The organism is Oceanobacillus sojae, from assembly GCF_900162665.1.
Lineage (GTDB): Bacteria > Bacillota > Bacilli > Bacillales > Amphibacillaceae > Oceanobacillus > Oceanobacillus sojae_A.
Genome location: NZ_LT727812.1, coordinates 460,314 through 485,822 on the forward strand (window position 1 = coordinate 460,314; position 25,509 = coordinate 485,822).

A 25,509-nucleotide genomic window follows, 5' to 3' on the forward strand; every position below is an offset into this window, starting at 1 on the left:
ACTTTTCTTAACGGCCTGTTTAATAGATTATGATTTCCCATAAGTTACAATCCTTCTTCTGGATAGCCTGTTGTTATAAGGCTATTCTTTTTTTGTATTCTCTCATTTTGCAAATTAACTTTTGAATTATTTAAAAAATCCTATAATTTTTTCTTCTCCTGTACTATAATTAATTAGGTAGTCGAATTAATTGATAAAGTATTGCTGCATCTTTATTTTCTTTTACATGGGGCAATATTTCAAGTATTTGGGGAGGAATGAAAATGTCAAATGCAAACAGACAATATCGGAAAAATGTTCCAGTCGAACAAACATGGGATTTAACAGATCTTTTTCCAGACAAAGAAAGCTGGGAAAAAGCATTACAGGAAGCCGTTCAGGGAGCGGAGCAAATAACGGCTTTTAAAGGTAAGCTTTCTGAGAGCGCACAGACTTTGTCCAAGGCTTTGAAAGCAACAGAGGCTTATCAGCAGAAGGTTATTCACGTTGCTGTCTACGCTAACTTACTAATAAGCGCAGACGGAAGTGACCCTGCTAACCAGAGTGCAGCAGCTAAAAGCGGTGCCGCTCTTGCAGCAATCAGTTCGAAGCTTTCTTTCTTTGAAACAGAGCTCCTAAAGCTTACTTCATCTGACATAGAGCAGTTTATAAAAGACGAACCTGTTCTCGAAACATACCGTAAATATTTATTTGATATTCTTGAAGAGAAAGATCATATACTCTCACCTGAATTAGAGGAAGCTCTTTCTGCATTGAGCGAGGTATTAGATGCTCCGCATAATATCTTTTCACGCAGCAAGCAGTCCGATATGCAATTTGAAGAAATTGTTGATGGTCAGGGAAATACACAGCCGATGAGCGAACCATTATATGAAGAAAGCTATGAATATTCAGAGGATGCTGTGTTGAGAAGAAATGCCTATGAATCTTATGTAAATACATTTGAACAATATAAAAACACGTATGCAGCAACCTATCAGACCGAGGTTACAAAACAGGTACAGCTTTCTAAGTTAAGAAATTATGATTCTGTTACAGAGATGCTTCTAGCTCCGCAGCAGGTAACGACGGAGATGTACCATAATCAATTAGATGTTATTCAAGAAAAATTAGCGCCGCATATGCGGAAATACGCAAAGTTATTAAAAGAAAAGCTGGGCTTGGAAGAACTGCGGTTCTGTGATTTAAAAGCACCGCTGGATCCTTCTTTTAATCCGAGTACATCTTATGAAGATGCTTCGGAAACAATTTTAAGTGCATTAGATGTTATGGGACCGGAATATTTAGAAGGAATGAAAAAAGCATTATCAAACCGCTGGGTAGACCGCGCTCAAAATGTCGGCAAGGCTAATGGTGCTTTCTGTTCCAGTCCATATGGAGCACATCCATATATTCTCGTAACCTGGGCTGATAAGATGCGTAACGCCTTTATTTTAGCCCATGAGCTGGGACATGCAGGACATTTCTACTTAGCCGGTAAATATCAGAGTTTATTTAATACCCGTCCATCAACTTATTTTATCGAAGCTCCTTCCACATTAAATGAATTACTGCTTGCAGACCATTTAATGAAAACAAATAAAGACGATCCGCGGATGAAACGCTGGGTTATTACACAATTATTAGGAACATACTATCATAACTTTATTACGCATTTATTAGAAGGAGCATTCCAGCGTAGAGTTTATGATCTTGCTGAAGCAGGAACGCCGTTGACTGCCGATGTGCTATGCAGGGAAAAACGTGATGTATTAGAATCCTTCTGGGGCGATACAGTCACATTTGATGAGGGCGCCGGGTTAACCTGGATGCGTCAGCAGCATTATTATATGGGCTTATATCCATATACTTACTCTGCAGGACTTACCGTTTCTACAACAATGGCTAAACGAATTCGGGAAGAAGGACAGCCGGCTGTTGAAGACTGGTTAAATGTCTTAAAATCAGGTGGTACAAAGAAACCGCTTGACCTGATTAAAGATGCGGGCATTGATATGTCCAATCCGGAAAATATTGAAATAGCTGTTAATTATGTCGGCTCTTTGATTGATGAATTAGTCGAAAGCTATTCCGAATAAATTTCAACATGTCAAAACCAGGCTGGATCTAATGTCAGCCTGGTTTTCTTGTAATTAAAATTATTATGCTGCTAAGCTAAAATGACTGAAGAGGATTTTTTAATCTCTTCTCTCCCATTCCTCTCCCAGCATGCCGTAGACTTCTCTGTCATGTAATATATCTCCAATCACTTCATCAGCCCGGATTGTCCCCTCGTGTTTAAACCGGAGTTTTTTAGGAATAGCTGCGCTTTTACTGTTCTTTACTGCTGTCTTTATTTCAATTTTATTTATTTCCAGTTCATTAAACGCGTAATCTGCCATTGCAGCACAGACGCTTGTCATAATCCCCTTCCCTGTGTAAGCCTCTCCAAGCCAATATCCAATTTCCGTTTTCTTTACCTTCCAATCAAAATATAAAAAACCAGCAGAACCGGCTAAGTTTCCCTTATACCAAATGCCCACCCAAAAACCTTCCCTATTCACAAAACGAAACAATGACCTTTGAATAAAGTATTTTGAGTCTTCCAGCTTATTTGTTGCAGACGGAAAGGTTAGCCACTTACTTAAAAATTCTTTATTTGCTGTTACTAAATCGAATAAGGTCTGTGCGTCATTTTCTTCCAGTAAAGAAAGCATAATGTCTGGATTAACTTGATTATGAAGCATTCTTTCTCCTCCTCTCCTTTTCGCGATACTATTCAAAATTGAGGTTTTCTAATCCTGTCTATAAAGTTTCTTTTTTAAAGTATAAAACAAAACTTCACCCAATGGGGCTTTTTGTTCTTTTTCCGTCAAACAGGAAGTACAATTACTATTCCTATTAAGTCCATTGCCCCATAATAAAAACAGCCATGAAATAATTTTCTATTTCACAGCTGTTTTAAATCAATTGTTTATTTATTTTCGGTTAATGCTTTAAGCGCTAATTCAGCACCTTTTTGCCCATGCTCAATACAATCCGGTAGCCCCGTTCCATCATAGGAGCTGCCAATTAACGCCACGTTTGGAAGATGGCCGGCTACATAGGCTCTGACACGGCTGATAAGCTCTAAATGACCGGTGTGATACTGCGGGCGGGCCTCGATAAACCTAGTAATCTCATAGAATAAAGGCCGCCCTTTGATTTTCATTACTTTATTTAAATCCTTCAACACAATATCAACTAGCGCCTCATCGGATTCGTTCACTATCTCCTGATCATCAGGCTTACCGACATAACAGCGCAGTAAAGCTTTCCCGGCAGGTGCAGTTCCCTCCCATTTACGATGAGTCCAGGTGCATGCAGTAATTCGGTAATTACTGTTTCTTGTTACCAAAAAGCCGGTTCCGTCTAAATCGCGTTTAATTTGTTTTTCATCAAATGCAAGTACAACATTGGCTGTTGATGTCGCAGGAATATCAAATAATTCCTGTAATGGCGGATGCTTGCTTAGCATTCCCGGAACCTGCGTATGCGGCACGGCAACTAAAACAAAATCTGCTGCTAAAACATTTCCGGAATCTAAAAGAACATGATATCCCGCTTCTTTTTTCTCAATATGATTTACTCTATTTTCCCGGATGATTTCTACAGCATCCAATTGTGCTTCAAGTTCATCAACCAATGTCTGCAAACCATTTGTAAAAGAGAAAAATTGGCCTTGAGCAGGCTTTCCTTTTTTATTTTTTTCAGGCTTTGGCATTGTCCTGGCAAGACCTTTCATTACACTGCCGTAATCCTGCTCCATCTTCCCAAAGATAGGGTAAATTGCCTGAAGACTCATTTTATCAATATCACCAGAATGAATTCCAGAAAGCAAAGGATCAATTTGGTTATCCACAATTTGATTTCCAAAACGGCGCCGCATAAAATGCCCTAAGGATTCATCTTCTGTACTTTTATTCTTTGGTTTAATTAAATCCATCAAACCACGGATTTTACCTGACAATGTAAATGATTTTGAACGCATGAGCGGCCCGATTTGTTTTGGCACACCCATAAAAGCACCCTTTGGCATTTTATGTAACTTATTTTTTATAAGCATAAAGGATTGACCTGTAGAATTATATCTCGTCTGATTAAGAATATCTAATTCTTTAACCAGCTCCATTGCAATCGGTTTACGTGCTAAAAGAGAGTCTGGTCCCTTTTCAATTGTAAATCCATCCCGTTTTATCGTATGAATCCGGCCGCCCAGGCGGTTTGAACCTTCTACCAGAGTAATTTCGATTGGAAGCTTTGCTGATTGCACCTGTTTTTGAAGATGATAGGCGGCAGACAATCCTGTCACACCGCCTCCAACAATGACTACTCTTTTTTTATCCATCAGGAAGCACGCTTAACTTTCTTTAATACCACATTTGCTAAGGTTTCAATAAATTCCGGACGGGCATTTGGCATTTCCGGACGATAGTAGCTTGCTCCAATCTCGTCACAGACCACTTTACATTCATGATCGTTATCATATAAAACTTCCAGGTGATCTGCTACAAATCCAACAGGTGTATAAACAAATGCTTTATATCCATCTTTGTTATACAATTCACGTGTTAAGTCCTGAACATCCGGTCCAAGCCATGGATCTGGTGTATTTCCTTCACTTTGCCAGCCAACTTCATAATTCTTCACATCTGCTGCTTCAGCTACTAATTGTGCTGTTTCCTCTAGTTGCTGTTTATACGGGTCTCCATTTTGAAGAATTTTTTCCGGCAGACTATGAGCAGAAACAATTAATATAGATTTTTCTTTTTCTTCTTCAGGCATTTCCGCAAAAGCTTTCTTGACGCCCTTTGCCCAGAAGTCAATAAACCCTGGTTCTGTATACCAATCCTGTACGGATTCAATTTTCATACCATGCTTTTCTGCTGTACTATTAGCCCGTTCGTTATATGATTTAACGCTGAATGTAGAGTAATGTGGTGCTAAAACAATAGAAACAGCTTCCTTTATTCCATCTTTCGCCATTTCTTCTACTGCATCCTCAATAAACGGTGCAATATGTTTTAATCCGATATATGCTTTAAATTCATACTCGTTCTGTACTTCATTCAGCTTGCTTTCTAACGCATAAGTTTGTTCTTTTGTAATTTTAGCCAAAGGTGAAATGCCGCCGATTGCTTCATAACGGTCTTTTAAGTCCTGCAGCGCTTCAGGTTCAGGCTTTCTGCCATGACGAATATGTGTGTAATAAGGCTCAATATCTTCTTCTTTGTATGGAGTTCCGTATGCCATTACCAATAGTCCTAATTTTTTCTTTTCCATTTTCAATACACCTCGTTACGTTTTGTTTAAGAGTAAAAATTTAACTTTTTATGAATCTGATCTAAAGGCTAATAACTATTTAAAACCAGTTATAAGCATGCTTTGAACATTTCTTACTTTTGCTGTGAATAGTTGTGAATAAGATCTGTCAGCCGTTTTAATGTTTCCGGCTTAATATCAGGAGTAACACCATGACCAAGATTAAAGACATAACCTTCTGTGTTCATACCCTGGTCAAGAATTGCTTTCGTTCTTTTTTCAATTGTCTCCCAATCACTAAGTAAAATAGCAGGATCCAGATTTCCTTGTAATGCTTTTGTTACTCCTAAGCTTCTCGCTTCTTCTACAGAAGTACGCCAATCCAGACCAATTACATCTACCGGCAAGTCATTCCACTCCAATAACAGATGACTTGCACCTACGCCAAAGGTAATCAGCGGGACATCATACTTTTTTAATGCTGAAAAAATATCTGTCATTACCGGTTTAATAAAATAACGGTAATCTTCCACGTTTAAAGCGCCGACCCAAGAATCAAAGATTTGAATAGCACTTGCACCAGCTTTAATTTGTGCTTCCACATAACGAATAATCATACTTGCTAACTTATCCATTAATGCAAACCAGGTTTTCGGCTCACGATACATTAATGCTTTTGTTTTCGTATAATTTTTAGAAGGGCCCCCTTCAATCATGTAGCTCGCTAATGTAAACGGCGCACCTGAAAAGCCGATTAACGGGACATCAAGCTGCTCCTCTGTCAATAAACGGATTGTATCAAGGACATATGGAACATCACTTGACGGATTAATCTCACCGAGTTTTTCTACATCCTGAATGGTGCGGATTGGCTTTTCAATAACCGGGCCAATTCCACTTTTGATCTCTACATCTACTCCAATAGCCGGAAGAGGCGTCATAATATCTTTATAAAGGATTGCCGCATCTACTCCGTAGTTTTCTACCGGAAGTCTTGTAACATAAGCACAAAGCTCTGGCTGATGTGTAATTTCAAAAAGAGAATACTTTTCTTTTAATGCCCGGTATTCTGGCTGAGATCTTCCAGCCTGACGCATAAACCAGGCTGGAGTGTAATCTGTTTTGTTTCCGCGATAAGCGTCTAAAATTGTTGTGTTTTTCACTTTTACCATGCAACGTTCATCCTTTTATATTCTTTTTCCATCTCTAACTATATCTATTTATCACGCTCATGTATAGGGAAGAGAATTGTTTGTCATTAAATTGTCTCATTTTAAAATCATTCTAAAGAAATATCTTTTATAATGCGAGTTCAAAAAGGTACTAAATTTGAAGCAGGAAGATCAAGTCAACGTAAAAGGCAAGGCTATTACTTCGCCGCCCACCATTCAGTGCTTTTTGAACATCCTCTTATAGCGTATTAGTAAAACGATACGGATTCAGAATGCGATCCTTCCATATTCGTAATCGGGTCAAATGGAACAACGTAATAGTATTCATTACGGAACCAGATATCATCAATGATAAATTCTGTTTCCCCTTCTACTTCTCCCACCAGTTCATCTGGACCCTCTTCCTTCTTATAAATACGGTATACAATACGGTCATCTGCCGACCCGCTCCAGGTAAGCTTTCCTTTCACCAATGCCATTCCGCCAAAGGTATAGCTTGCATCTACATTCTCAATAGCTGGTAAATCAATTGGATCCGGCAAAGGCTCGACATCCCCCGGCATTGAAAAGGAAGCTGTCAATGCTGAGCCGGTTTGGTTATCAATATCTGTCAGTATTTTCTTAGTCAACGATGTAGGATAAGCACTCCCGCCTGTTAAATAATGTTTTTCGTCTGACTTATCATACCCCATCCACGCAGCTGTAACATAATCCGGTGTATATCCGACAAACCACGCATCCTTAGATGCCCCATCTACATAAGTATGTTGTGTTGTTCCTGTTTTACCTGCAAGCTCTTTGGCATAATAGCCGGAGCTCGCTGTTCCCGTCCGGACATTTTCCTTGAGCATTTCTGTCATATCCCAGGCAACCTGTGGTGTAAATACTTCTTTGTTACCTGTTTCTGATTGATATATCACTTCTCCGTTACGGTCTTTTATCTCTGCAATAGCTGTTGCTTCAGACATGCTTCCATTATTGGCAAAAGCTTGATAACTTTGCGCCATTTGTAGTGGCGTAACACCTTTTTCCAAGCCTCCTAAAGCAATAGATGTCCCTTTATCCTTATCATCCAGCGGCAACTCCAATTTATTCAGATAAGACTTAGCATAGTCTATGCCAATCTCATCGAGCAGCCAGACAGCAGAGGTATTTGTTGATTCTACAATAGCCTGATAAATTGTAATATTATTCTTATATTCTCCACTAACATTCCTGACATCATACTCCTCCATATATTGATCCGGGATAATCGTAAAAGGATTATATTTATCTTCCTTCATCAATGCCGGGCCATAAACAGCGACCGGTTTAAAGGTGGAGCCCGGCTGGCGCTGCACATTTACCCGGTTTAAATCACCCAGGGTGAAATTGCGTCCGCCGATAGCTGACACTATATGGCCGTTATCCTTATCCAGCATTACAAAAGAGCCTTCCGTCCCCTCTGTATTTCCAGGGAAAAAAGCATTCTCCTGAAAGTCTTGATAAGCAATCTGCTGAAAATCATCATTCATATATACAGTAATTTCATATCCGCCGCTTTGTAAATCTGAAAAGCTTAAATTATGCTTTTCCGCAGCTTCTTTTATTGCTATATCAACATAGCTGTCAACCCAGGGATTTGTTCCCCTTTCTTCTTCTGACAGGTTTATCCCTAAGCCTTTTTCCTGCTCAAGTACTCTTGTTTCTTCATCTATAAACCCTGCCGATTCCATTGTCTGAAGGACGACATTTCTGCGCTCAGCTGCTTTTTCAGGATGATTCAAGGGAGAATATCCATTCGGTGCTTTCATCAAACCGGCAAGCAATGCTCCTTCAGAAATAGTTAAATCATCAACATCCTTAGAAAAGAAATATTGTGAAGCCTTTTGGATCCCGTATACTCCCTCTCCAAAATAAACCTGGTTTACGTATAATTCCAATATCTCATCCTTACTAAGTCTTCTCTCCAGGTAAAGAGAAGCCATTGATTCCTTTATTTTTCTGGTCCATGATTTATCATTTGTAAGAAAAAGATTTTTGGATAATTGCTGTGTAATTGTACTGCCGCCTTCTACTTTGCTTCTCGCTAATATGTCTCGATAGACAGCCCGTCCAATGGACTGCAAATCAATCCCCTGATGCTCATAAAAACGGCGGTCTTCCACAGCAACAAATGCTTGCAGCACATGATCCGGAATGTGGTCTACCGATACATATTCCCTGTTTTCGTTATATAGAGTTTTGACCACCTCTCCATCCTCTGTACGAACAGTGGTTGTCAAATCAAGCAGCAAATCATTCTCATCAGCGACCATTTTACCTCCTAAAATCAGCAGTCCATAACCGCTTAACAAGAACACGAAAACAGCAGTAATAGCAATACCCAGCCACTTTATTTTTTGTCGAAATACATTCTTTTGATTTTTTCTTCTGTCTTTTCTTTTTTCATTTCTTCGTTCACTTCTCATAAGCTCACCTCGGTGCATATACGTTCCTATTATACGTTATTCTAACTTTTTGATAAAGAATGGACATCTCTGAATTACATGAGTTGAACCAAGATTCGACATAAGACAGGTATTATTTTCAATATTATTTGTATTTGTGTACAATTTAATTATAAATACATATTCAAAATAGATTGTCAAAACAAGGAGGAATTTTTATGAAAGCGTTTATGTCAAGAGGAACCATCAATTTTTTGGAAACATTGGAGAAAAAAAATACAGATATTGATTTTTACTTTATCTCCAGCAATGATGGCGGTATTGCCTATTATGAAAATAGCTCCAAAAATATTTTTTCAGCCGGTCAAGCCTTTGAAGTATTAAAAGCTGTCGGAGAATTATCCAAAGAAGGATATGTCGTTATGAACCATCTTCCTGTTTCCGAAGACAGCAGTTCAACCTTTGAATATCGCATGAAGCAAAGTGACAGCGGCATTGAAAATATGGATGGGTTCCAGGCATGGCGCTTTTTACGTCAGGAAAAGACGAGCAAATACGTTGTTTTGACACAATGGAAATCCTTTGCCGACTTTGAGAACTGGAAAAACTCCGACCAATTTAAAAAAGCACATGATTCCCAAAAAGCAAAGCAGCCGAGCTACTTTATGGAACGGCCCTTTGTTATTACCGGTCATATGCATGAAAAAGAAGATTAAATTATCCCCTGAAGCATTAATAAACTTGAAAAAAAGCTGAGATAGCAGCAGGACTGTATGCATGATTCTTCACTTTTATAATTCAACTTATAGATTAAGAAAAGGTTATCCCTCGTTGGATAACCTTTTCTTAATCTATAAGCGATTTTCTCGATCTATAAGTGATTTTCTCGGCAAAAGCTAGATGAAGAGCACGTCCCTCGGAAAGTAAGTCTTCCATCAAACAGATCAATCCCCTGTTGCTTTAAACAATTGATTCCGGTGCACATAAACAGCAGCCTGCGTTCTGTCATTCACTTCCAGTTTACTTAAAATATTGCTCACATGGGTTTTGACCGTTTTTATACCAATATAAAGTTTTTCACTGATTTCCTGGTTTGTCATGCCGTCTCCAATACATAAGAGCACCTCTAATTCCCGTTCCGTAAGGTCTTCATGAGGTTTTTTAACCGTAGAACGAAAACGGCTCATCATCTTTTGGGCAACTTTTGGTTCAATCACATTTTCATCCTTGGCAGCTTTACGCACTGCATCAGCAATTTCCTGCGCGTTTGATGTTTTTAATAAATAACTGAACGCTCCTGCCTCTAATGCAGGGATAACCTGTTCATTATCATAATAGGATGTCAGGATAATGACTTTACATACAGGATAAGCGGACATTATTTTCTTTGTCGCTTCTATCCCATTTCCGTTCTCCATTATCAGGTCCATCAGAACCACTTCCGGCTGCTTCTTTAATACGAGTTCAGCACCATCAAATCCACTGTCAGCCTGCCCGACAACCTCCATATCATCTTCTGTCTGCAGAAAAGATATGATTCCTTTCCGCACTATATCATGATCATCAATGACTACAATACGAATCATAAAATATTCTCCCCTTTTTAACTCCCCTGATTAGGAATTCGAATATGAATATATGTACCCTGGCCCTGCCTTGAACGGATAGCAAAAGTTCCGCCCAGCTCTTCGCTGCGTTCCTTCATTGTTTTCAGTCCATAAGAAGCTTTATTACCCTGTTGATTTTCAGATTCAAATCCTATCCCATCATCTTCAATACGGACATAAAGCTCATCCTGCTTCCGTTTTATTTCTATCTTTACTATATTTGCATTCGCATGCCGTAATATATTTGATAGAGATTCCTGAATAATCCGAAAAAGATGTTCCTCCACCACTTCTTTTAAATCCGGCATTTCATCAATATCAACTTGGAATGTCAGGTTGCTCTTCTGCTCCAGAGCATCTATCAGCTTCTGAACTCCTTCTTCCAATGTTTCCCCGCTTGTCAGATAAACCGGCCGTAGATGAAGCAATAATGCACGCATTTCTGCCTGAGCCTGATGTGCTGAATGTACAGCCTCCTGCATTTGCTCTCTTGCTGTGGCAGGATTTTTATCAAATAGCTTTAATGCTGTTTCTGATAACATTGCCAGCCCGAAAAGCTCCTGACTGACAGCATCATGAAGGTCTCTGGCAATCCGCTGTCTTTCCTCAATAACTGCTGCTTTATGTGCTGATTTCGCATAATCTGCTTTCTCATCAGCCATCCGCTGCAACGACTGAACCTGGCGCTGTAGTTTATCCCCTAAATCATTGAGCTCGTCAATGATTCGATCTGTTTCATCTACATCTTCATGAATTTTCGAAATTTTGGAATTGTAGTTCCCGTTGGCAAATTGTTTGATCTGAATCGAGATGGCATCTAAACGCATTTTTAGTAAGTTCCCGATTTGAGTAAATCCCGCTTGTAAGGACAAAATAAAACCGATAATCAGATACAGACCGATAAATAAAAAGATGCTTTGTGCTGTTAACCATTCCGGATCCCAAATAACAAATAAAGATAGAATAATTGCCAGCAGGATACAGGTCGTTAAAAATAAATTATATAGATGTAATCTGATAAAACTGAATCGGACACTTCTCCACCGTTGTTTCATTTTATCCCCCCTTATACCCGATCAATACGAATAGAACCCGCCTTTAAACGTATCTCGATATACAATTTTTTAGTAGCACTTTCAAACTGATCCGTTTCATAAAATAATTCTGTATTAATCCCGGCAGATTCTTCACCTGAAATGTTTATATCTCCTGCTTTGGCTGTTGCACTGGCTTGAAATTCCACTTCTTCCGGGATAATAATAGTGACGTCACCTGCTAATGAGCGGATATTTATTTCCGTTTCCTCATCAGGGATATACGCATCTGTTAAATCCAGATAATAAGTGCCTACCATCGTATTTATGTTCATTGGCTCCAGATTCCAATTCCCCTTTTTCTCCATATCGCCTATAGTAAATGGATTATCTTTGTTTTTAGAATATACAGCAATTTTCCTACGATCTTTTTTTGCTTTTTTATGTTTGTTAGAGCCGCTGCTGTACAATACTAAAAAGTGAAATCCGCGAAATAAACTGAGTCCTATAAAAATTAAAATCATCGGCCAGAGCTTAAACACACTCCAAAATGTAAAATCAACCAATCCAAACCTGTCCGCTAATAAAAGCCCTCCGAAAACAAGCAGAAAAATCCCGCTCATCCAAGCTCCACGTCTATTGATAATAGCTGTCCCCAGAAGTACAACTCCTGTCACAACAAAGAACAGCGGATAAATATATCCCCAGCCGAAGCTTAATTCAAAACCATCTATATTCAAACTGTTTACAATTAACATGACTCCAATCCAAATAAAGCAGATCGCAATAAAATAAGATAAAATTCTCTTCATACGATTCATCAACCCCTTTCTCTATGGTTCTATTTTACTTGAGAAAACTGTTTGGAGAGAACCAGCTTAAGAATGTTTCCTTCTCCGTCTTAGGTCTGAGATTATTTTATCTAAACGTATAAAAATATAAAGCAGTGCAAAACCAAGGGTAAACCCGGCTATAATATCTGTTAAATAATGTACATTGATAAAAAAGCGGCTGATTCCTATCAAAAATACAAGTGTACCCAGCCCAATCTGTATAATAAGTGCTATTTTTTTTGAACGGATCTTTTTACAAAGTAAATACGCAATCAGGCCATAGCAGACCATTGAAATCATACTGTGTCCGGATGGAAAACTGAACCCTTCTGCATTTAGTGCAACAGAAATACTCGGTCTTTCTCTGAAAACCAGTTGCTTTATAAATGAATTCAGCAGGTGCGCAAATAAAGAGCCTCCTAAAAGCAATAGTCCCGGATACCAGTGCTTATATATAAGCATCAGTCCTATAGCGGCTGCAATAGCTATTGGTATAAGTACGTGTGAAGATCCAAGCTCCGTAACAGCCCGGAAAAAATCATATGTACCTGTTCCATGAACAAGGGTGACTATCGATCTTGTCCATTGATCGGTATAAGGAAGCATTTCCATTTTTATTTGTATTACCCAACCAATACTTAATAAAAATCCAGCTGTCCATATACTGAATAAAATGGCTGCAGATTTATTCTTCATGCTATCTCTCCTTCTGTTCTCTCTTTTATGCTAAACAGGTTTACTGAAAATAACAACGGTAAATATACATATGGAAGCAAAATTTTATATTCTCTTATATGAATAATATATTTCAACACACGAAATATATTATTCTACAGTACAATTAATTAGTGATATAATAAAATAGATTGGAAATAAAATGAGATTTCACACAATTCTCAGTCGTACTACAATACTTAAGAGGTGATCAAATGTTATCAGCTATTCATTCGCTAATTGATAACACATATGAAGAAATGGTTGACATTCGCAGATATTTGCATCAGCATCCGGAATTGTCATTTCAAGAAACGGAAACAGCTAAATACATTGCGAATTATTATGAAAAATTAGGTATCCCATATGAAAAAAATGTGGGCGGAAATGGTGTTGTAGCCACACTTAAAGGGGCAAAACCGGGGAAAACAGTTGCCTTCCGCGCTGACTTCGATGCCCTGCCGATACAGGATGAAAAGGATGTCCCTTATAAATCACAGGTTCCGGGTGTCATGCACGCTTGCGGCCATGATGGACACACAGCTATTCTGCTTACATTTGCAAAGGTTATGCAGCAGTTTCAGAATGATTTGGAAGGAACCATTGTTTTTATTCATCAGCATGCGGAGGAGTATGCCCCGGGCGGAGCCAAGCCAATTGTTGAAGCAGGCGCCTTAAAAGATGTAGATGCTGTATTCGGGACACATTTATGGGCTCCTCTCCCGCTTGGCACTATATACTCTTCGCATCAGGCAATCATGGCCGGTGCAGACCGGTTTGAAATTACCATTCAAGGGAAGGGCGGACATGGCGCTATTCCACAGGATACAAAAGATGCTATTGTAATTGGTGCTGAGGTGGTGTCACAATTCCAGCAGATTGTCAGCAGACGATTAAGCCCGCTGGCATCCGCTGTTATCTCTATCGGCATTTTTGAAGCAGGAAATGCTTTTAATGTGATTGCAGACCAGTCGAAGCTGGTTGGAACAGTCAGACATTTCGATATTGCTGTTCAGGAAAAAATCATTGGAGAAATGGAACAAATTCTGAAAGGGATTTGTGATTCTTTTGGCGCTTCCTATGAATTTAACTATGTTAAAGGGTATCCGCCAGTTATTAATCATCCGGAACAAACGGATCTCGTCCTGGAAGCAACAAAGGAAATTGACGGGGTAGATCTCACTGCTATTACAGAACCATTAATGGTCGGAGAGGATTTTTCTTATTATTTATTAGAAAAACCCGGCTCTTTCTTCCTGACAGGTGCTAATCTGGAAGGTAATGATTACCCGCATCATCATCCTAAATTTGATATTGATGAAAGATCAATGGTCATTGCTGCAAAAGCGTTCGCCAATATTTATTTATCTTATCAGGATCAAGCAAAATAAAAAACAAGCTGACGGCTATATCACATGGCCCTCAGCTTGTTTTTTATACTTTATCTAATTTAGGTTTTACATAGAGCTTAATATAAGCCCAAACAAAGGTAAGACCTCCAAGTAATATGATCAAACTTCCCAGCCACTCCAGCTGGAAGATAAATAAAAAGGTAAAAGCAAATGCCTGTACATAGCCGAGCTTCCGAATAATCCGGATAACAGCTGTCTGCTTCAAACCCGGGTCAACCGGATAAAGATCCAGCCACATTTGGGTACGGTGATGCTGATAAAGAGTCATCATTTGAAAGACACTTAAATAGATAAACAGAATAGCAAATACCATTTTAATCCAAATGTTAGGAATCACCCAAATAAAAATACCGCCAATGACGACAAGCCGGATATACATTCCTAAATAATCCCCGCTGCGCAGAAAGGAAATCTGATATAAATAATCATAGGTTGCCGACCGTTCAAATGGAATTCTGCTGATAAACGTTTTCGTCAGCCAGTCCCTTCTCTTTACTTTATTTTTCAAATGCGGAACATCTGCAAATAAATTAGCAATACGGTAAAAGGATTGTAAACGGATCTGATCCTTCTCAATCAACAAGTCCCAAAAAATTCCGGGCTGCTTCGATGCGACAATAAAATCATATACAATAACCAGAAAAAGCAGCACAATCGTTATAACAGCATATAAAGCCTGCCCCTCAATAACAAAATAGGCTATGACAATATTTAGCAGCGTCCGTACTGTTAAATCAATAGTTCTTGAGTTTTTATCCCGGACTTTCAGCATGTACCAGTTTATCAGCATATTCATCCCTTTTAAAAGAAGAAATAAAAGAACTGTAACAAGAAAAACACTCCCTGCCCGTTCGTCGAAACTGGTAAAATACAATGGACTGAATGCAGCGGATGCTAACACAATCAAATATGTCTGAATGACGAAGCTATAAATTATACTATTACGGAAATACGGACCCATCTGCTGTTCTGCCGCAAGAAGAAATACCAGATCCGGCTCCTGCAGCAGCGTCCTTATTGGATTATAGCTTATCATCAGTCCTAATACGATTCCCATGATAATGCCTGTCGGGAAATTAGGCGGCAGCTGTTCCAGCCACTGCTGATAGTAATAAGCTGTTGCAGCTATGAAAAAAAACATAGCAAATGCAATATGCCCGTTAAACATATACTTTAAATACCTGCTTAAATTCTTCACATGTGCAGATAAGCGTTTTTTATAGAATGCATGGGAATCAAACATGATCATCTTCCTTTGTCAGCTGAACATATAAATCATCCAGTGTTGCATCCGGCATCTGGAACTCTCCACGAAGTTCCCCCAAGGTCCCTTCTGCCCGTAATTTCCCATCATGTAAAATGATAAAACGGTCACAGTATCTTTCCGCTGTGGCCAGGATATGTGTGGACATTAACACCCCTGCCCCCTGCTGCTTCATGGAATCCATCATCTGCAGATAAGATTGGATTCCCAATGGATCCAGTCCAACAAATGGTTCATCGACAATATAAAGCGGCGGTTCAATAAGAAAAGCACACATAATCATGACTTTCTGCCGCATTCCTTTTGAAAAATGAACCGGGAACCAATTCAATTTCTTTTCGAGCCGGAATTCTTTTAAAAGCTTAGGCAGCCTCTGCTCAAACACCTCTTCCTCAATTCCGTAAGCCATTGCGGTCAGCCTGAGATGTTCGTATAAAGTCAGTTCATCATAGAGGATAGGCATCTCAGGAATATATGCCATCTGATTACGATACGCTTCCGGATCATTCTGAAAGCTTTTTCCCTGAACCAGCACTTCTCCTTTTTTGGGCTGCATTAAACCGATAATATGTTTAATGGTTGTACTTTTTCCAGCCCCATTTAGTCCAATGAGTCCGACGATTTCTCCTTTATTTAAATCAAATGATATATCATGTAAAACATTTTTATGGGTATAGCCCCCATATAAGTTTTCTATATGTAATAAGGTAGTCACCCTGTCATCCTCCTTTGTTCATTACTTTGATTTTATCATCATTCCAGAAAGATTCCAAAATGAACCGTTCTACAAATTACGGGAGCTTTTGCTAAAGATATTAGCTGATAAGTTATATCTCGTATTTAAAGAAACCTTTTACACTTCCTTCTTTAAGAATAATATAGAATCCTTTACTTTACCCGGCCTAACTCTTTACAATAGAAAAAAGAATATTTTTTTCTATTGATAAGGAGGAACAAATGATGGCTCATGAAGATTGTATTTTTTGCAAAATTGTCGATGGAGATATACCTTCCGCAAAGGTCTATGAGGATGAAAAGGTATATGCTTTCCTCGATATCAGTCAGGTAACGAAAGGACATACACTTGTTATTCCAAAGGAACACTCAAAAAATATTTATGAAACTTCACCAGAAACAGCAAAAGAACTATTTAGTAGAATACCCGCTATTGCTAAAGCCATTCGTGATGCATACCAGCCGCTGGGAATCAATCTGCTCAATAATAATGAAGCAGCAGCAGAGCAGTCAGTTTTTCATCTGCATGTACATTTAATCCCGCGTTACGGCGACGGAGACGGTTATTATCCAAACTGGACAACACATACAGAGGACTATTCATCAGAGGATTTACAATCTGTTGCTAAAGCAATTAGCGGGCAGATAAAGCAATAAAAGCAGCAAATTTAGTTCTTTTTATTTTAATCAGTATTTGATATACTGGCTGTATCCTTTCGCGGCTGGCAATAAGCGCACAGCCGGAAAGCAGAGTTTAGAAAAGCAGAGGAGAGTTAAGTAATGAAGACAAAAATTTTAACAATGCTTGCCCTATTGGTGAGTATCGGAACCGTATTACATCTGGTAATGCCCCCGCTATTATTTGGAGTGAAGCCTGACATGATGCTGGCAATGATGTTCTTAGGAATTATTTTATTCCCCAAATGGAATTATGTACTTCTGATTGCATTTGCAACTGCAGCTATTTCCGCATTAACTACAGCTGCTCCTGGAGGACAAATCGCTAATCTGATTGATAAACCAATAACCGCAATTGCTTTCTTCCTGTTGTTTTTACTGGCAGGAAAGCATTGGAATACAAAGGTGACGGCATCTGTATTAACGTTTGCAGGAACACTGATCAGCGGCAGTATCTTTTTATCCGTAGCACTTTTTATTCTTGGATTTTTAGATGGCGGTTTTCTCGCTTTATTTGCAGCTGTTGTTCTTCCTGCAGCAGTAATGAATACAGTAATCATGTTAGTTGTCTATCCAATTGTGGAAGGTATTTTGAAACGAAGTAAGATGGCTGCGGTTTAAATGAAGAAGAGTGGAAAAGAAAAATCCTTTCCCCCTTTCTTCGTCTTCAAAGGCATTCGTTCCATTTTTATTTGAACGAATGCTTTTTTCTTTTATTGCAACGCATATTTATCATATATTCACTGTTTTGTGTTAAGATAATGGTAAGTTAAAAATATTAACACTAGCAGAAAATGATTCCATTTCCTATAATAAGTATGTATGGTTCATTTTATGAACCTCCTATTTATTGTATAATGTTTAATTACATGTGGTAAAAGGAAAAGGTATATGGAAAGAAGAAAGGAGTGCGTTTCCTATGTCTAAGAAAAAATCATTAACTATCGGATTCCTGGTCGGAGCATCTGTCAGCGCTGGTATTGCATTACTAAGCACACCTGAATCCGGTAAGGACATCCGCTTAAGAGTTAAAAACCAATCCTTAGAATTAAAAGATTTACTGATGAACTTAAAAGAGGACAGTATCCGAATTAAGGAACAGCTGCTTCGAACTTCTAAAGAAGGTGCCGTTCTGGTCAGAGAATTGACAGAAGAAATGCGAAAATCTGTGGAAGACTGGAAAAACGCGGTAGAGCCTCAGCAGGAAAATATTCATCAATCGCTGGAACAAATTGAATCAAGTATTCGTGAATTAGAAGAAAAAATTAAAAACACAAATGCCAATTCATAAAAAGAAAGCTTTTGCCTGAAAACCGTCGGCAAAAGCTTTCTTTTTTCTGCAGTTAAACGGGGATACCACCTTCTGTGCCCAAATAAAATTTAGCAATATCTGGATATTTATTATAATGAATATGAAAAGCTGTACTCAGAAAACTGGGCATCTTTTCACTTCCTTCGATAAAGAAATTAGAAACCTGTATAACTTTATTACTGTTCAACACTATTTGTTTTTGATAGAGTTATAGGAGTATCATTATTGTAAAGGGGCGTTACATAGAACATGGCTATCTTCTATATTATTTTTGGTTTTTTAATATTACTTATTTTTAATGTCATGATCAGTGCTATTTGTACGAAGATGGGACTGTCCAGACAAAAGTCAGAAAGGATGGACCGGGTCACGAACATGATACTGGTAGCTATGCTTGTTTGTTCATATATCCGCATTTTAAATGTGACAGTTTAATGTGATTTTTAAGTAAATTGTTGAAAATATTTATTTAAAATGGAAAAGTATGATATATTAATCATGGTAAACAATAAAAGTAATATTAGGAAAGAGTAGGAGTGTATATCAGACATGAAAAAATGGACATTAGCAGCAACAATATCTGCCAGCTTGCTTGCATTGGCTGCATGTAATTCTTCGGACGGCGATGTAGTTGCAACTACGGACGCCGGCGATATCACGAAAGAAGAATTTTACGATGAATTGAAAGACCGTAATGGAGAAGCTGTTCTTGAAGAGCTTGTTACTATCAAAGTTCTTGAGGATAAATACGATGTTACTGACGATCAGGTAAATGACGAAATTGAAAAAATGAAGGACGAGTTTGGCAGTCCGGAAGAATTTGATTCCATGGTAGAACAGCAATTTGGCGGTGAAGAAGCTCTTAAAGATCTTGTTTATGTAGGAATGCTTCAAGAAGCTGCTATTTCTGAAGATATGGATATCACTGATGAAGATTTAAAAGAGTACTACGATAAAAAGAATACAGAAGTAGAAGCACAGCATATTCTTGTGGAAGATGAAGAAACAGCTAATGAAGTAAAACAGAAATTAGACGATGGAGAAGATTTTGAAGATCTCGTTGCTGAGTACTCTACAGACAGCGGCAGCGCAGAAAATGATGGCAGCCTTGGTTACTTCTCCGCCGGTGATATGATTCCTGAATTTGAAGAAGTTGCGTTCTCTATGGAACCGGGTGAAATCAGCGACCCTGTACAATCTCAATTTGGTTACCACATCATTAAAGTAAACGATGTACGTGAAAAAGAAGAAACAATCGGAGACTTCGACGAATTAAAAGATGAATTAAGAAGTGAATTAGTACTTCAGCAGGCAGACCAGGAAAAAATCCAGGCAAAACTTCAAAAAATTATCGAAGAATCTAATGTAGATGTTAAGGCAGAAGGACTTGAAGATTTATTTAAACAAGAAGATGCTGATACAGATGCAGATTCTTCAAAAGCTGAAGAAGAATAAATAAAAGTCTCTCTTAAACAGTACTTTTATAACACTAAAAAACAATCGCCGTTAAAAGCAGCGATTGTTTTTTTAGTGTCCGTATAGAATCAATGTATAATTCCCCTCTCCTGCTCTATCTTCTCTGATAATTAATCTGCTTCTGTCTCCGGTAAAACGATAGAAAAACATTTTATCGCAATATGAAGTTAACATTGTTATAATATAGAAAAACATATTGTAAAATAATTTTATATACTAAGTAACAATGATAATTATTGTTACATGAAAGCGTTCTTAGCAGAAGATCCTTTATCCCCGTATCATTTTTATTGGACTCTTTAATGTCCACTATAACAGTATCCGACTCGACGAGGTGAATATAATGCGTATTACCATGAAAGAAATAGCTAAAGAAGCCGGTGTATCCGTAACGACGGTTTCCCATGTAATTAACGGCAGTAAAAAAATAACCGAAGAAACATATAACAGAGTAATGGACATCGTAAATAAATATAATTACGTCCCTAACTACTCTGCAAAAAATTTAAGAAATAACACAACGAAAACAGCCGGGCTCATTGTTCCAAGCTTCCCGGACTCTTTTGTTACACAGTATATAAATGCTATATCCCTTAGAGCAAAGGAAATGAACTACAATTTACTTTTTGTAAACACAAATGAAGATGTAGATTATGAAGAATCTACTTTAAAACTGTTCAGCTCCCAAATGGTGGATGGCATTATTCTCGCCCCCGCCGCAAGCTATTCCAAGCCTTTTCCATATGATATACATAGTATCATGAAAAACCTGCCCGTTGTTTTAATCAGCAGATATCATGACGCATTGTCAGATACACCTATGGTCTGTCAGGATGATTATCAGGCCGGATTTGATGCAGCAAAGCATCTTCTGTCACATGGGCATAAAAAAATGGTCGTTGTGTATGCCATGGACGATATTGGCCCGACTTTTAACCGGATTAAAGGATTTAAAACAGCATTAGAACAAGAAGGGCTGACATTAAATCCTGAACAAATTATTGATGGAGAAGCAACGGTTCAGGGAGCTGAGAAGGCTGTTAAGAAATTAATTAACAATCAGCCGGATATTACAGCAATGTTCCTGTTGAATGATTCTATGACCATTGGGGCTATCTCCGCTTTGAAGGATATGAATGTTTCCATTCCAAATGACATGGCAATTATCGGTTTTGGTGATTTCCCTTCCGCATCTATTATCAGCCGGCCGATTACAACAATCAGCGCTTCTGCGGAAACGATGGGAAGAACTGCTTTTGATATGCTTTTAAATAAAATAAATAATCCAGACTATAATAATAAGGTTATTGTTCCAACTTATTTGATAAAAAGAAAATCCTGCGGTTGTTAGGTTAAACGTTTTTCTTTTGTTTTTCTCCTTTTTCCTATATACTTTAAATAGCTACATATATGAAGGAGGAGATTACCATATCATCGTTTAAAAAGAACACCGTAATCAATATCACTGAGGATCAGACTATCATTGAATTAAGCTATTTACTTCAAAAATATGATTGTGAAGTGTTTATTCGTAATGAATCAGGCAACCAAATTCATGAAGTAAACCCTAAAAGTGTTTTAGGCCTCGCAACACTGCAGCTGAGAAATGGTGTGGAAGCTACTGTACGCGCAGAAGGAAAAGATGCTGAGGAAGCTGTTTTGGAGGTTATCCGTTTCTTTGGAGGCGAATAATAAACCATTCAGCAATAACGAAGCAGGAATGTAAAAAACCATCAACATAATGGTTTTTTTACATTCCTGCTTTTAGTTTTCTATCAAAGTCCGGACACTTGCTTCTTTCATAATTCGCTCTACAATATCTGCAGCAGTCTGGATAGAACCTGTCAGCCCGCCCTTGCCAACAACAACCAGTCCATCAGAATAACCACCGATAATTACACCTAAATCAGCTTGCGGGATAACATAATCGAGCAGCTTAATGCCAACTGCTTCAAGCGTTTTTAAGATATGAACCATCGTATCCCCGCCCGTCATATATATCCCTTTAATTTTAGACGTCTGCAGCAATATACCTTTGGTAATTTCACCTAATGCCTTATTAATGTTGTCCGCAGACTCACCTGGCTGCAGCCCGTTTCTTTTTTCCACTGCTTTTAAGTCAACTCTTTCATTCGTAACGGATGTTTCGATAATAAGCGCCTGCGGTGAAGCTTTCTTTAAATGATTAACTGCTAAATCAATTACACGCTTTATTTCTTTAGAAGACACCTCATCACAGCAAATTAAATCTTTTGCAATCACTGGTATTTGAATGACATTCTCTTGCCTGGATAAATGATGAATCTGTTCTTTCGTTACAGGAGAAGCACTCCCGGCAACAGCAAGAACTGTTCCGTTTCCTTGTTCAGCAGAAGCAATCTCCTTATCGAGTGCTTCCACTTCCTTCTTAAACCCATTATAATAAGCCATTCTTTCTGTGAAAGGCCCCGGATCAATCATCAGCACATTCCATTTCAAGCCTGAAATAACCTGTGCAATCAAATCAATATGCTCTAAAGAAACAGCATCAGCAATGATAATTTTCGCACCATTATTACGAGCTGTCCTTAAACTTTTTTTCAGAGATTCTTTACCGGCTAATATGGTATTTAATGAAATGGTTTCAACGGGATAATCAGTTTGCTTTTTTATTAATGTAGGACAATGCGACTCTTCAACAGGTGTACGGACATCTTTGGCTACTGGTGTCTGCGATAAAGGTACACTATCAATAATAGAATACCCCCCTACTAAAATACGTTTGGACTGCGGCATCGCCGGAACCATCATACCAATTGTGTCCTCATCCATCAATTCCAGCATAGCTTCTACCTCTGCGCCGATATTACCTCTCAGTGTTGTATCTATTCTCTTGGATAAGTATGTGACACCGTTTTCTTTCAAGCTGATAACGGCTTCTTTTACCCTTGCTTTTGCATCTTCTTTTTTTATTGCTCTGGAATCAGTTGTTAATATAAATGCTTCCTGTTCTTTATCCTTTGATAAATTATCTGAATCAAAATAAGCTGCAACGGGTATATTCGATCTCGCTAATAAAACACCCACCGTTGTTGCACCTGTTAAATCATCAGCAATAATACCTAATTTGGACATTTCCGCACCTCGTTTGTCTAACCATCTATAGAAATAAAAACAGGAAAGTCTCCCTCCCTGTTTTTACCACTATTTATATGGAGTAAAGTCTGTCAGGATGAAATTGCTATTTATCCTTGTAATGCTTTTTGTTGTTTTTTCCAATATTGAACCGGAACTAATGTAGATTCAATCATACTTACGGATCCTGCAATTCCTTTACCGGCAATATCAAATGCCGTTCCATGGTCTACAGAGCTGCGCATAAACGGAAGTCCCCAAGTAATTGTGATAGATTTTTCAAAATCATATGTTTTACAAGCAATATGCCCCTGATCATGATAAAGAGATAAAATTGCATCGTAATTTCCTTGTAATCCAAGGTGGAATACAGAGTCAGCCGGTACAGGACCTACAACATTCATTCCTTCTTCCTTCGCAGCTTCCACTGCAGGAATTAAATGATCCTTCTCTTCTGTACCAAACAGTCCATTATCAGAAGCATGCGGGTTTAGTGCAGCAAGTGCAATTTCCGGGTTTTCGTATCCAATGCCTTTTAATTCTGTATCAATTTGACGCAAAGTATCTAAAACAACATCTTTGGTAGCGTAACTGCAAGCTTCCACCAGTGCTTTGTGCCGGCTGACAAAGAATACTTTTAAGTTGTGGCAGTTAAACATGGTAAGTGCATAATCAGAATTCGTTAAATCACCAAATATTTCTGTGTGCCCCTCATGCTTACAGCCGGCTAATTTAATCGCTTCTTTATGAATTGGAGCGGTAGACACAATATCGACCTCTTTATTCAGCCCTAGTTCTATTGATTTTGCCACGTAATCATATGCCATTTCTCCAGCCAGCTTTTGTACCTTCCCGTATTCAATTTGCGAGCAGTCATATTCCTTCGGCTCCAGTACATCAATAGTGCCATAAGTAAATTTCGCTTCTGAAGGAGAATCAATTTTATTAATTTCAAAATCACTGTTCTTTATCTCTAAAGCTCTATTTACAATATCCACAGATCCGATAAGAAAAGGATTACATTCGTCATAAACCTTTTCAGTAAGCATTGTGTCCACCGTTATTTCCGGCCCTATCCCAGCCGGGTCCCCCATTGTAACTGCAACAACTGGTTTCTTTAAATCTCCGCTCATTTAAACTACCCCTGTCTATTTAAAATTTGGTTAAACGTTTTTATAACATATATTTTATATATCTAATCACCATATGTCAATACCTTTGTTTTATCGTTTAACCAATTCTAAAAGCAAAGGAAATCACTTGGTCTTTAAAATACTGGTGTTCTTGCCAAGGAGATGTCCGCTGTGGGAAGTCGCTTTCCGCGGGCAACGCCTCAGCCTCCTCAAAAGAAGACCACTTTCTGCGGGGTCTTCACCTGTTGCTTTTCCCGCAGGAGTCGACTTCCCTTCGCTCCCATCTAAGAAGAAATATGTTTTATTTACTTTTTCACTAAGAAATAAAGCTATTTTTAGCGAAGCTTTTTGATAGGACGTGTAATCGCAAAAGCTCTTCGGTGGGACGAGTAATCGCATTCCCAGTCCCAAAACGGAAGGAAGTTCGATTAAGTTCGCGACGTCAAGGGGTTGCGATTACTCCCCTCGTGAAACCTGTTGGAGCGGCTATCCTCAGCATTTTATGCTTTCTTACTCTTTAAAAAGACTGACTAATCTTTTATCTCAGATAGCCAGTCTCTAAATAATTTTTCATCTTAAGTTATACAATCAGCTTCTCGGGACCAGGTCACAAGCCTCCGCCGGCATCCAGTATTTATCTTTTCCATTCCATTTTATATTACATCCGAGCGGGTTGGTGACTGGTGTTGTTATTTGTTTTCCTGCAATTGCTTCCTCCAAGGCATTTTGTAAATCATTCACCTTTGCATCCTCTGGATTTTTAGGATTATCCAGGCCTCTGCCGGTATATACGAGTTCCCGGTCTTCATTAAAAATAAAAAAGTGCGGTGTTTTCAAAGCTCCATAAGCTTTAGCAATTTCTTGATTTTCATCTCTGAGATAAACCCAAGGAAATCGTTTTTCCTCCATTCTTTCTACCATAAAATCATAGGAATCCAATGCCTTTGTTTCCACACTGTTAGAATTAATTCCTACAAAAGCAACCCCTTTATCATTAAAGTTATCAGCTGTTTCTCTTGTTATCTCATCAGAGCCAATAACATACGGGCAGTGATTACATGTAAAAAATACAACCAGTATTTTTGCATCCTTAAAATCATTTAAACTATAATATTTTCTATCCGTTGCCAGAAGAGAAAAATCCGGGGCCTTCGTGCCAAGTTCAATAGTGTATGACATCCTCATTCCTCCACATAAATATTTTTTTAAACGTTATCAGAATTTTTGTGTTTCGTCAATGCAGGTTTCTCAAATACAAAAGCACTATATTATTCCTTCCGTTAATGGAATAATATAGTGCTTTCGCAGCTTCGTAT

24 protein-coding genes are annotated in these 25,509 nt (G+C 38.4%); 10 read left to right on the forward strand and 14 right to left on the reverse strand.

Annotation, left to right across the window (positions count from 1 at the left end):
• Nucleotides 1–257 precede the first annotated feature (257 nt).
• Complete coding sequence (pepF, locus tag BN1068_RS13100; RefSeq protein WP_077603297.1) at nt 258–2,078, forward strand: oligoendopeptidase F; 1,821 nt, start codon at nt 258–260, stop codon at nt 2,076–2,078.
• Nucleotides 2,079–2,177: 99 nt separating this feature from the next.
• Here the strand turns inward: pepF and BN1068_RS13105 are convergent, their stop codons facing one another.
• From BN1068_RS13105 to BN1068_RS13125, 5 genes are all read right to left on the reverse strand, one after another.
• Nucleotides 2,178–2,726 carry a GNAT family N-acetyltransferase gene (locus BN1068_RS13105; RefSeq protein WP_077603298.1) on the reverse strand — a complete coding sequence of 183 codons (549 nt, stop codon included), beginning with the start codon at nt 2,724–2,726 and terminating at the stop codon, nt 2,178–2,180.
• A 227-nt stretch (nt 2,727–2,953) separates the two neighbouring features.
• Complete coding sequence (gene hemY, locus BN1068_RS13110; protein WP_077603299.1) at nt 2,954–4,366, reverse strand: protoporphyrinogen oxidase; 1,413 nt, start codon at nt 4,364–4,366, stop codon at nt 2,954–2,956.
• Nucleotides 4,366–5,301, reverse strand: coding sequence for a ferrochelatase (hemH, locus tag BN1068_RS13115; protein ID WP_077603300.1), 936 nt, complete (start codon nt 5,299–5,301; stop codon nt 4,366–4,368). The genes hemY and hemH overlap by 1 nt, the downstream gene beginning before the upstream one ends.
• Nucleotides 5,302–5,414: 113 nt before the next feature.
• Nucleotides 5,415–6,452: a uroporphyrinogen decarboxylase gene (gene hemE / locus BN1068_RS13120; RefSeq protein WP_077603301.1), complete on the reverse strand. Its 1,038-nt coding sequence runs from the start codon at nt 6,450–6,452 to the stop codon at nt 5,415–5,417.
• 248 nt (nt 6,453–6,700) lie between these two features.
• Nucleotides 6,701–8,902 carry a transglycosylase domain-containing protein gene (locus BN1068_RS13125; RefSeq protein WP_077603302.1) on the reverse strand — a complete coding sequence of 734 codons (2,202 nt, stop codon included), beginning with the start codon at nt 8,900–8,902 and terminating at the stop codon, nt 6,701–6,703.
• Between the two features lie 197 nt (nt 8,903–9,099).
• Here BN1068_RS13125 and BN1068_RS13130 point away from each other — a divergent pair, with 197 nt between their 5' ends.
• Entirely contained in the window at nt 9,100–9,597 is a 498-nt protein-coding gene (locus tag BN1068_RS13130) for an antibiotic biosynthesis monooxygenase family protein (protein WP_077603303.1), read from the forward strand.
• Nucleotides 9,598–9,825: 228 nt separating this feature from the next.
• Here BN1068_RS13130 and BN1068_RS13135 read toward each other — a convergent pair whose 3' ends face one another.
• The 4 genes from BN1068_RS13135 to BN1068_RS13150 form a co-directional block, all read right to left on the reverse strand.
• Nucleotides 9,826–10,467 (reverse strand): response regulator, encoded by a 642-nt coding sequence (locus tag BN1068_RS13135; RefSeq protein ID WP_077603304.1) that lies wholly within the window; start codon nt 10,465–10,467, stop codon nt 9,826–9,828.
• A 17-nt stretch (nt 10,468–10,484) separates the two neighbouring features.
• Nucleotides 10,485–11,543: a sensor histidine kinase gene (locus BN1068_RS13140; protein ID WP_077603305.1), complete on the reverse strand. Its 1,059-nt coding sequence runs from the start codon at nt 11,541–11,543 to the stop codon at nt 10,485–10,487.
• Between the two features lie 11 nt (nt 11,544–11,554).
• Nucleotides 11,555–12,334 (reverse strand): cell wall-active antibiotics response protein LiaF, encoded by a 780-nt coding sequence (gene liaF / locus BN1068_RS13145; protein WP_175637145.1) that lies wholly within the window; start codon nt 12,332–12,334, stop codon nt 11,555–11,557.
• Nucleotides 12,335–12,400: 66 nt separating this feature from the next.
• On the reverse strand, nt 12,401–13,051 hold the full coding sequence (locus tag BN1068_RS13150; RefSeq protein WP_077603307.1) for a phosphatase PAP2 family protein: 651 nt from the start codon (nt 13,049–13,051) through the stop codon (nt 12,401–12,403).
• A gap of 233 nt (nt 13,052–13,284) precedes the next feature.
• Here BN1068_RS13150 and BN1068_RS13155 point away from each other — a divergent pair, with 233 nt between their 5' ends.
• Nucleotides 13,285–14,460 (forward strand): M20 family metallopeptidase, encoded by a 1,176-nt coding sequence (locus tag BN1068_RS13155; RefSeq protein WP_077603308.1) that lies wholly within the window; start codon nt 13,285–13,287, stop codon nt 14,458–14,460.
• Nucleotides 14,461–14,503: 43 nt separating this feature from the next.
• Here the strand turns inward: BN1068_RS13155 and BN1068_RS13160 are convergent, their stop codons facing one another.
• On the reverse strand, nt 14,504–15,724 hold the full coding sequence (locus BN1068_RS13160) for an ABC transporter permease (RefSeq protein ID WP_077603309.1): 1,221 nt from the start codon (nt 15,722–15,724) through the stop codon (nt 14,504–14,506).
• Nucleotides 15,717–16,460 carry an ABC transporter ATP-binding protein gene (locus BN1068_RS13165; protein WP_077603310.1) on the reverse strand — a complete coding sequence of 248 codons (744 nt, stop codon included), beginning with the start codon at nt 16,458–16,460 and terminating at the stop codon, nt 15,717–15,719. Before BN1068_RS13165 ends, BN1068_RS13160 begins: the two co-directional genes overlap by 8 nt.
• 224 nt (nt 16,461–16,684) lie before the next feature.
• Between BN1068_RS13165 and BN1068_RS13170 the strand changes: the two genes are divergently transcribed.
• From BN1068_RS13170 to BN1068_RS13200, 7 genes are all read left to right on the forward strand, one after another.
• The gene (locus tag BN1068_RS13170) at nt 16,685–17,137 is read left to right on the forward strand and encodes an HIT family protein (RefSeq protein ID WP_260052131.1); all 453 of its coding nucleotides are present in this window, start codon (nt 16,685–16,687) and stop codon (nt 17,135–17,137) included.
• A gap of 123 nt (nt 17,138–17,260) precedes the next feature.
• Nucleotides 17,261–17,779 (forward strand): tryptophan transporter, encoded by a 519-nt coding sequence (locus tag BN1068_RS13175; protein ID WP_077603312.1) that lies wholly within the window; start codon nt 17,261–17,263, stop codon nt 17,777–17,779.
• 298 nt (nt 17,780–18,077) lie between these two features.
• Nucleotides 18,078–18,449: a YtxH domain-containing protein gene (locus BN1068_RS13180; protein ID WP_077603313.1), complete on the forward strand. Its 372-nt coding sequence runs from the start codon at nt 18,078–18,080 to the stop codon at nt 18,447–18,449.
• A gap of 270 nt (nt 18,450–18,719) precedes the next feature.
• Nucleotides 18,720–18,905, forward strand: coding sequence for a hypothetical protein (locus tag BN1068_RS13185; protein WP_077603314.1), 186 nt, complete (start codon nt 18,720–18,722; stop codon nt 18,903–18,905).
• 114 nt (nt 18,906–19,019) lie between these two features.
• Nucleotides 19,020–19,925, forward strand: a complete 906-nt coding sequence (locus BN1068_RS13190) for a peptidylprolyl isomerase (RefSeq protein ID WP_077603315.1) — start codon at nt 19,020–19,022, stop codon at nt 19,923–19,925.
• A 364-nt stretch (nt 19,926–20,289) separates the two neighbouring features.
• On the forward strand, nt 20,290–21,297 hold the full coding sequence (locus BN1068_RS13195; RefSeq protein ID WP_077603316.1) for a LacI family DNA-binding transcriptional regulator: 1,008 nt from the start codon (nt 20,290–20,292) through the stop codon (nt 21,295–21,297).
• A 59-nt stretch (nt 21,298–21,356) separates the two neighbouring features.
• On the forward strand, nt 21,357–21,638 hold the full coding sequence (locus tag BN1068_RS13200) for an HPr family phosphocarrier protein (RefSeq protein WP_254846774.1): 282 nt from the start codon (nt 21,357–21,359) through the stop codon (nt 21,636–21,638).
• Between the two features lie 72 nt (nt 21,639–21,710).
• Here the strand turns inward: BN1068_RS13200 and BN1068_RS13205 are convergent, their stop codons facing one another.
• The 3 genes from BN1068_RS13205 to BN1068_RS13215 all read right to left on the reverse strand — a co-directional run bounded on the left by BN1068_RS13205 (nt 21,711) and on the right by BN1068_RS13215 (nt 25,372).
• Complete coding sequence (locus BN1068_RS13205) at nt 21,711–23,060, reverse strand: four-carbon acid sugar kinase family protein (RefSeq protein WP_077603317.1); 1,350 nt, start codon at nt 23,058–23,060, stop codon at nt 21,711–21,713.
• A 110-nt stretch (nt 23,061–23,170) separates the two neighbouring features.
• Entirely contained in the window at nt 23,171–24,193 is a 1,023-nt protein-coding gene (gene pdxA, locus BN1068_RS13210) for a 4-hydroxythreonine-4-phosphate dehydrogenase PdxA (RefSeq protein WP_077603318.1), read from the reverse strand.
• 588 nt (nt 24,194–24,781) lie between these two features.
• Entirely contained in the window at nt 24,782–25,372 is a 591-nt protein-coding gene (locus BN1068_RS13215) for a thioredoxin family protein (protein ID WP_077603319.1), read from the reverse strand.
• Nucleotides 25,373–25,509: the final 137 nt, after the last annotated feature.

Coding starts and splice junctions, on each gene's coding strand:
- pepF (WP_077603297.1), top strand. CDS start 258: ATGAAAATGTCAAATGCAAACAGACAATATCGGAAAAATGTTCCAGTC.
- BN1068_RS13105 (WP_077603298.1), bottom strand. CDS start 2,726: ATGCTTCATAATCAAGTTAATCCAGACATTATGCTTTCTTTACTGGAA.
- hemY (WP_077603299.1), bottom strand. CDS start 4,366: ATGGATAAAAAAAGAGTAGTCATTGTTGGAGGCGGTGTGACAGGATTG.
- hemH (WP_077603300.1), bottom strand. CDS start 5,301: ATGGAAAAGAAAAAATTAGGACTATTGGTAATGGCATACGGAACTCCA.
- hemE (WP_077603301.1), bottom strand. CDS start 6,452: ATGGTAAAAGTGAAAAACACAACAATTTTAGACGCTTATCGCGGAAAC.
- BN1068_RS13125 (WP_077603302.1), bottom strand. CDS start 8,902: ATGAGAAGTGAACGAAGAAATGAAAAAAGAAAAGACAGAAGAAAAAAT.
- BN1068_RS13130 (WP_077603303.1), top strand. CDS start 9,100: ATGAAAGCGTTTATGTCAAGAGGAACCATCAATTTTTTGGAAACATTG.
- BN1068_RS13135 (WP_077603304.1), bottom strand. CDS start 10,467: ATGATTCGTATTGTAGTCATTGATGATCATGATATAGTGCGGAAAGGA.
- BN1068_RS13140 (WP_077603305.1), bottom strand. CDS start 11,543: ATGAAACAACGGTGGAGAAGTGTCCGATTCAGTTTTATCAGATTACAT.
- liaF (WP_175637145.1), bottom strand. CDS start 12,334: ATGAAGAGAATTTTATCTTATTTTATTGCGATCTGCTTTATTTGGATT.
- BN1068_RS13150 (WP_077603307.1), bottom strand. CDS start 13,051: ATGAAGAATAAATCTGCAGCCATTTTATTCAGTATATGGACAGCTGGA.
- BN1068_RS13155 (WP_077603308.1), top strand. CDS start 13,285: ATGTTATCAGCTATTCATTCGCTAATTGATAACACATATGAAGAAATG.
- BN1068_RS13160 (WP_077603309.1), bottom strand. CDS start 15,724: ATGTTTGATTCCCATGCATTCTATAAAAAACGCTTATCTGCACATGTG.
- BN1068_RS13175 (WP_077603312.1), top strand. CDS start 17,261: ATGAAGACAAAAATTTTAACAATGCTTGCCCTATTGGTGAGTATCGGA.
- BN1068_RS13180 (WP_077603313.1), top strand. CDS start 18,078: ATGTCTAAGAAAAAATCATTAACTATCGGATTCCTGGTCGGAGCATCT.
- BN1068_RS13185 (WP_077603314.1), top strand. CDS start 18,720: ATGGCTATCTTCTATATTATTTTTGGTTTTTTAATATTACTTATTTTT.
- BN1068_RS13190 (WP_077603315.1), top strand. CDS start 19,020: ATGAAAAAATGGACATTAGCAGCAACAATATCTGCCAGCTTGCTTGCA.
- BN1068_RS13195 (WP_077603316.1), top strand. CDS start 20,290: ATGCGTATTACCATGAAAGAAATAGCTAAAGAAGCCGGTGTATCCGTA.
- BN1068_RS13200 (WP_254846774.1), top strand. CDS start 21,357: ATGAAGGAGGAGATTACCATATCATCGTTTAAAAAGAACACCGTAATC.
- BN1068_RS13205 (WP_077603317.1), bottom strand. CDS start 23,060: ATGTCCAAATTAGGTATTATTGCTGATGATTTAACAGGTGCAACAACG.
- pdxA (WP_077603318.1), bottom strand. CDS start 24,193: ATGAGCGGAGATTTAAAGAAACCAGTTGTTGCAGTTACAATGGGGGAC.
- BN1068_RS13215 (WP_077603319.1), bottom strand. CDS start 25,372: ATGTCATACACTATTGAACTTGGCACGAAGGCCCCGGATTTTTCTCTT.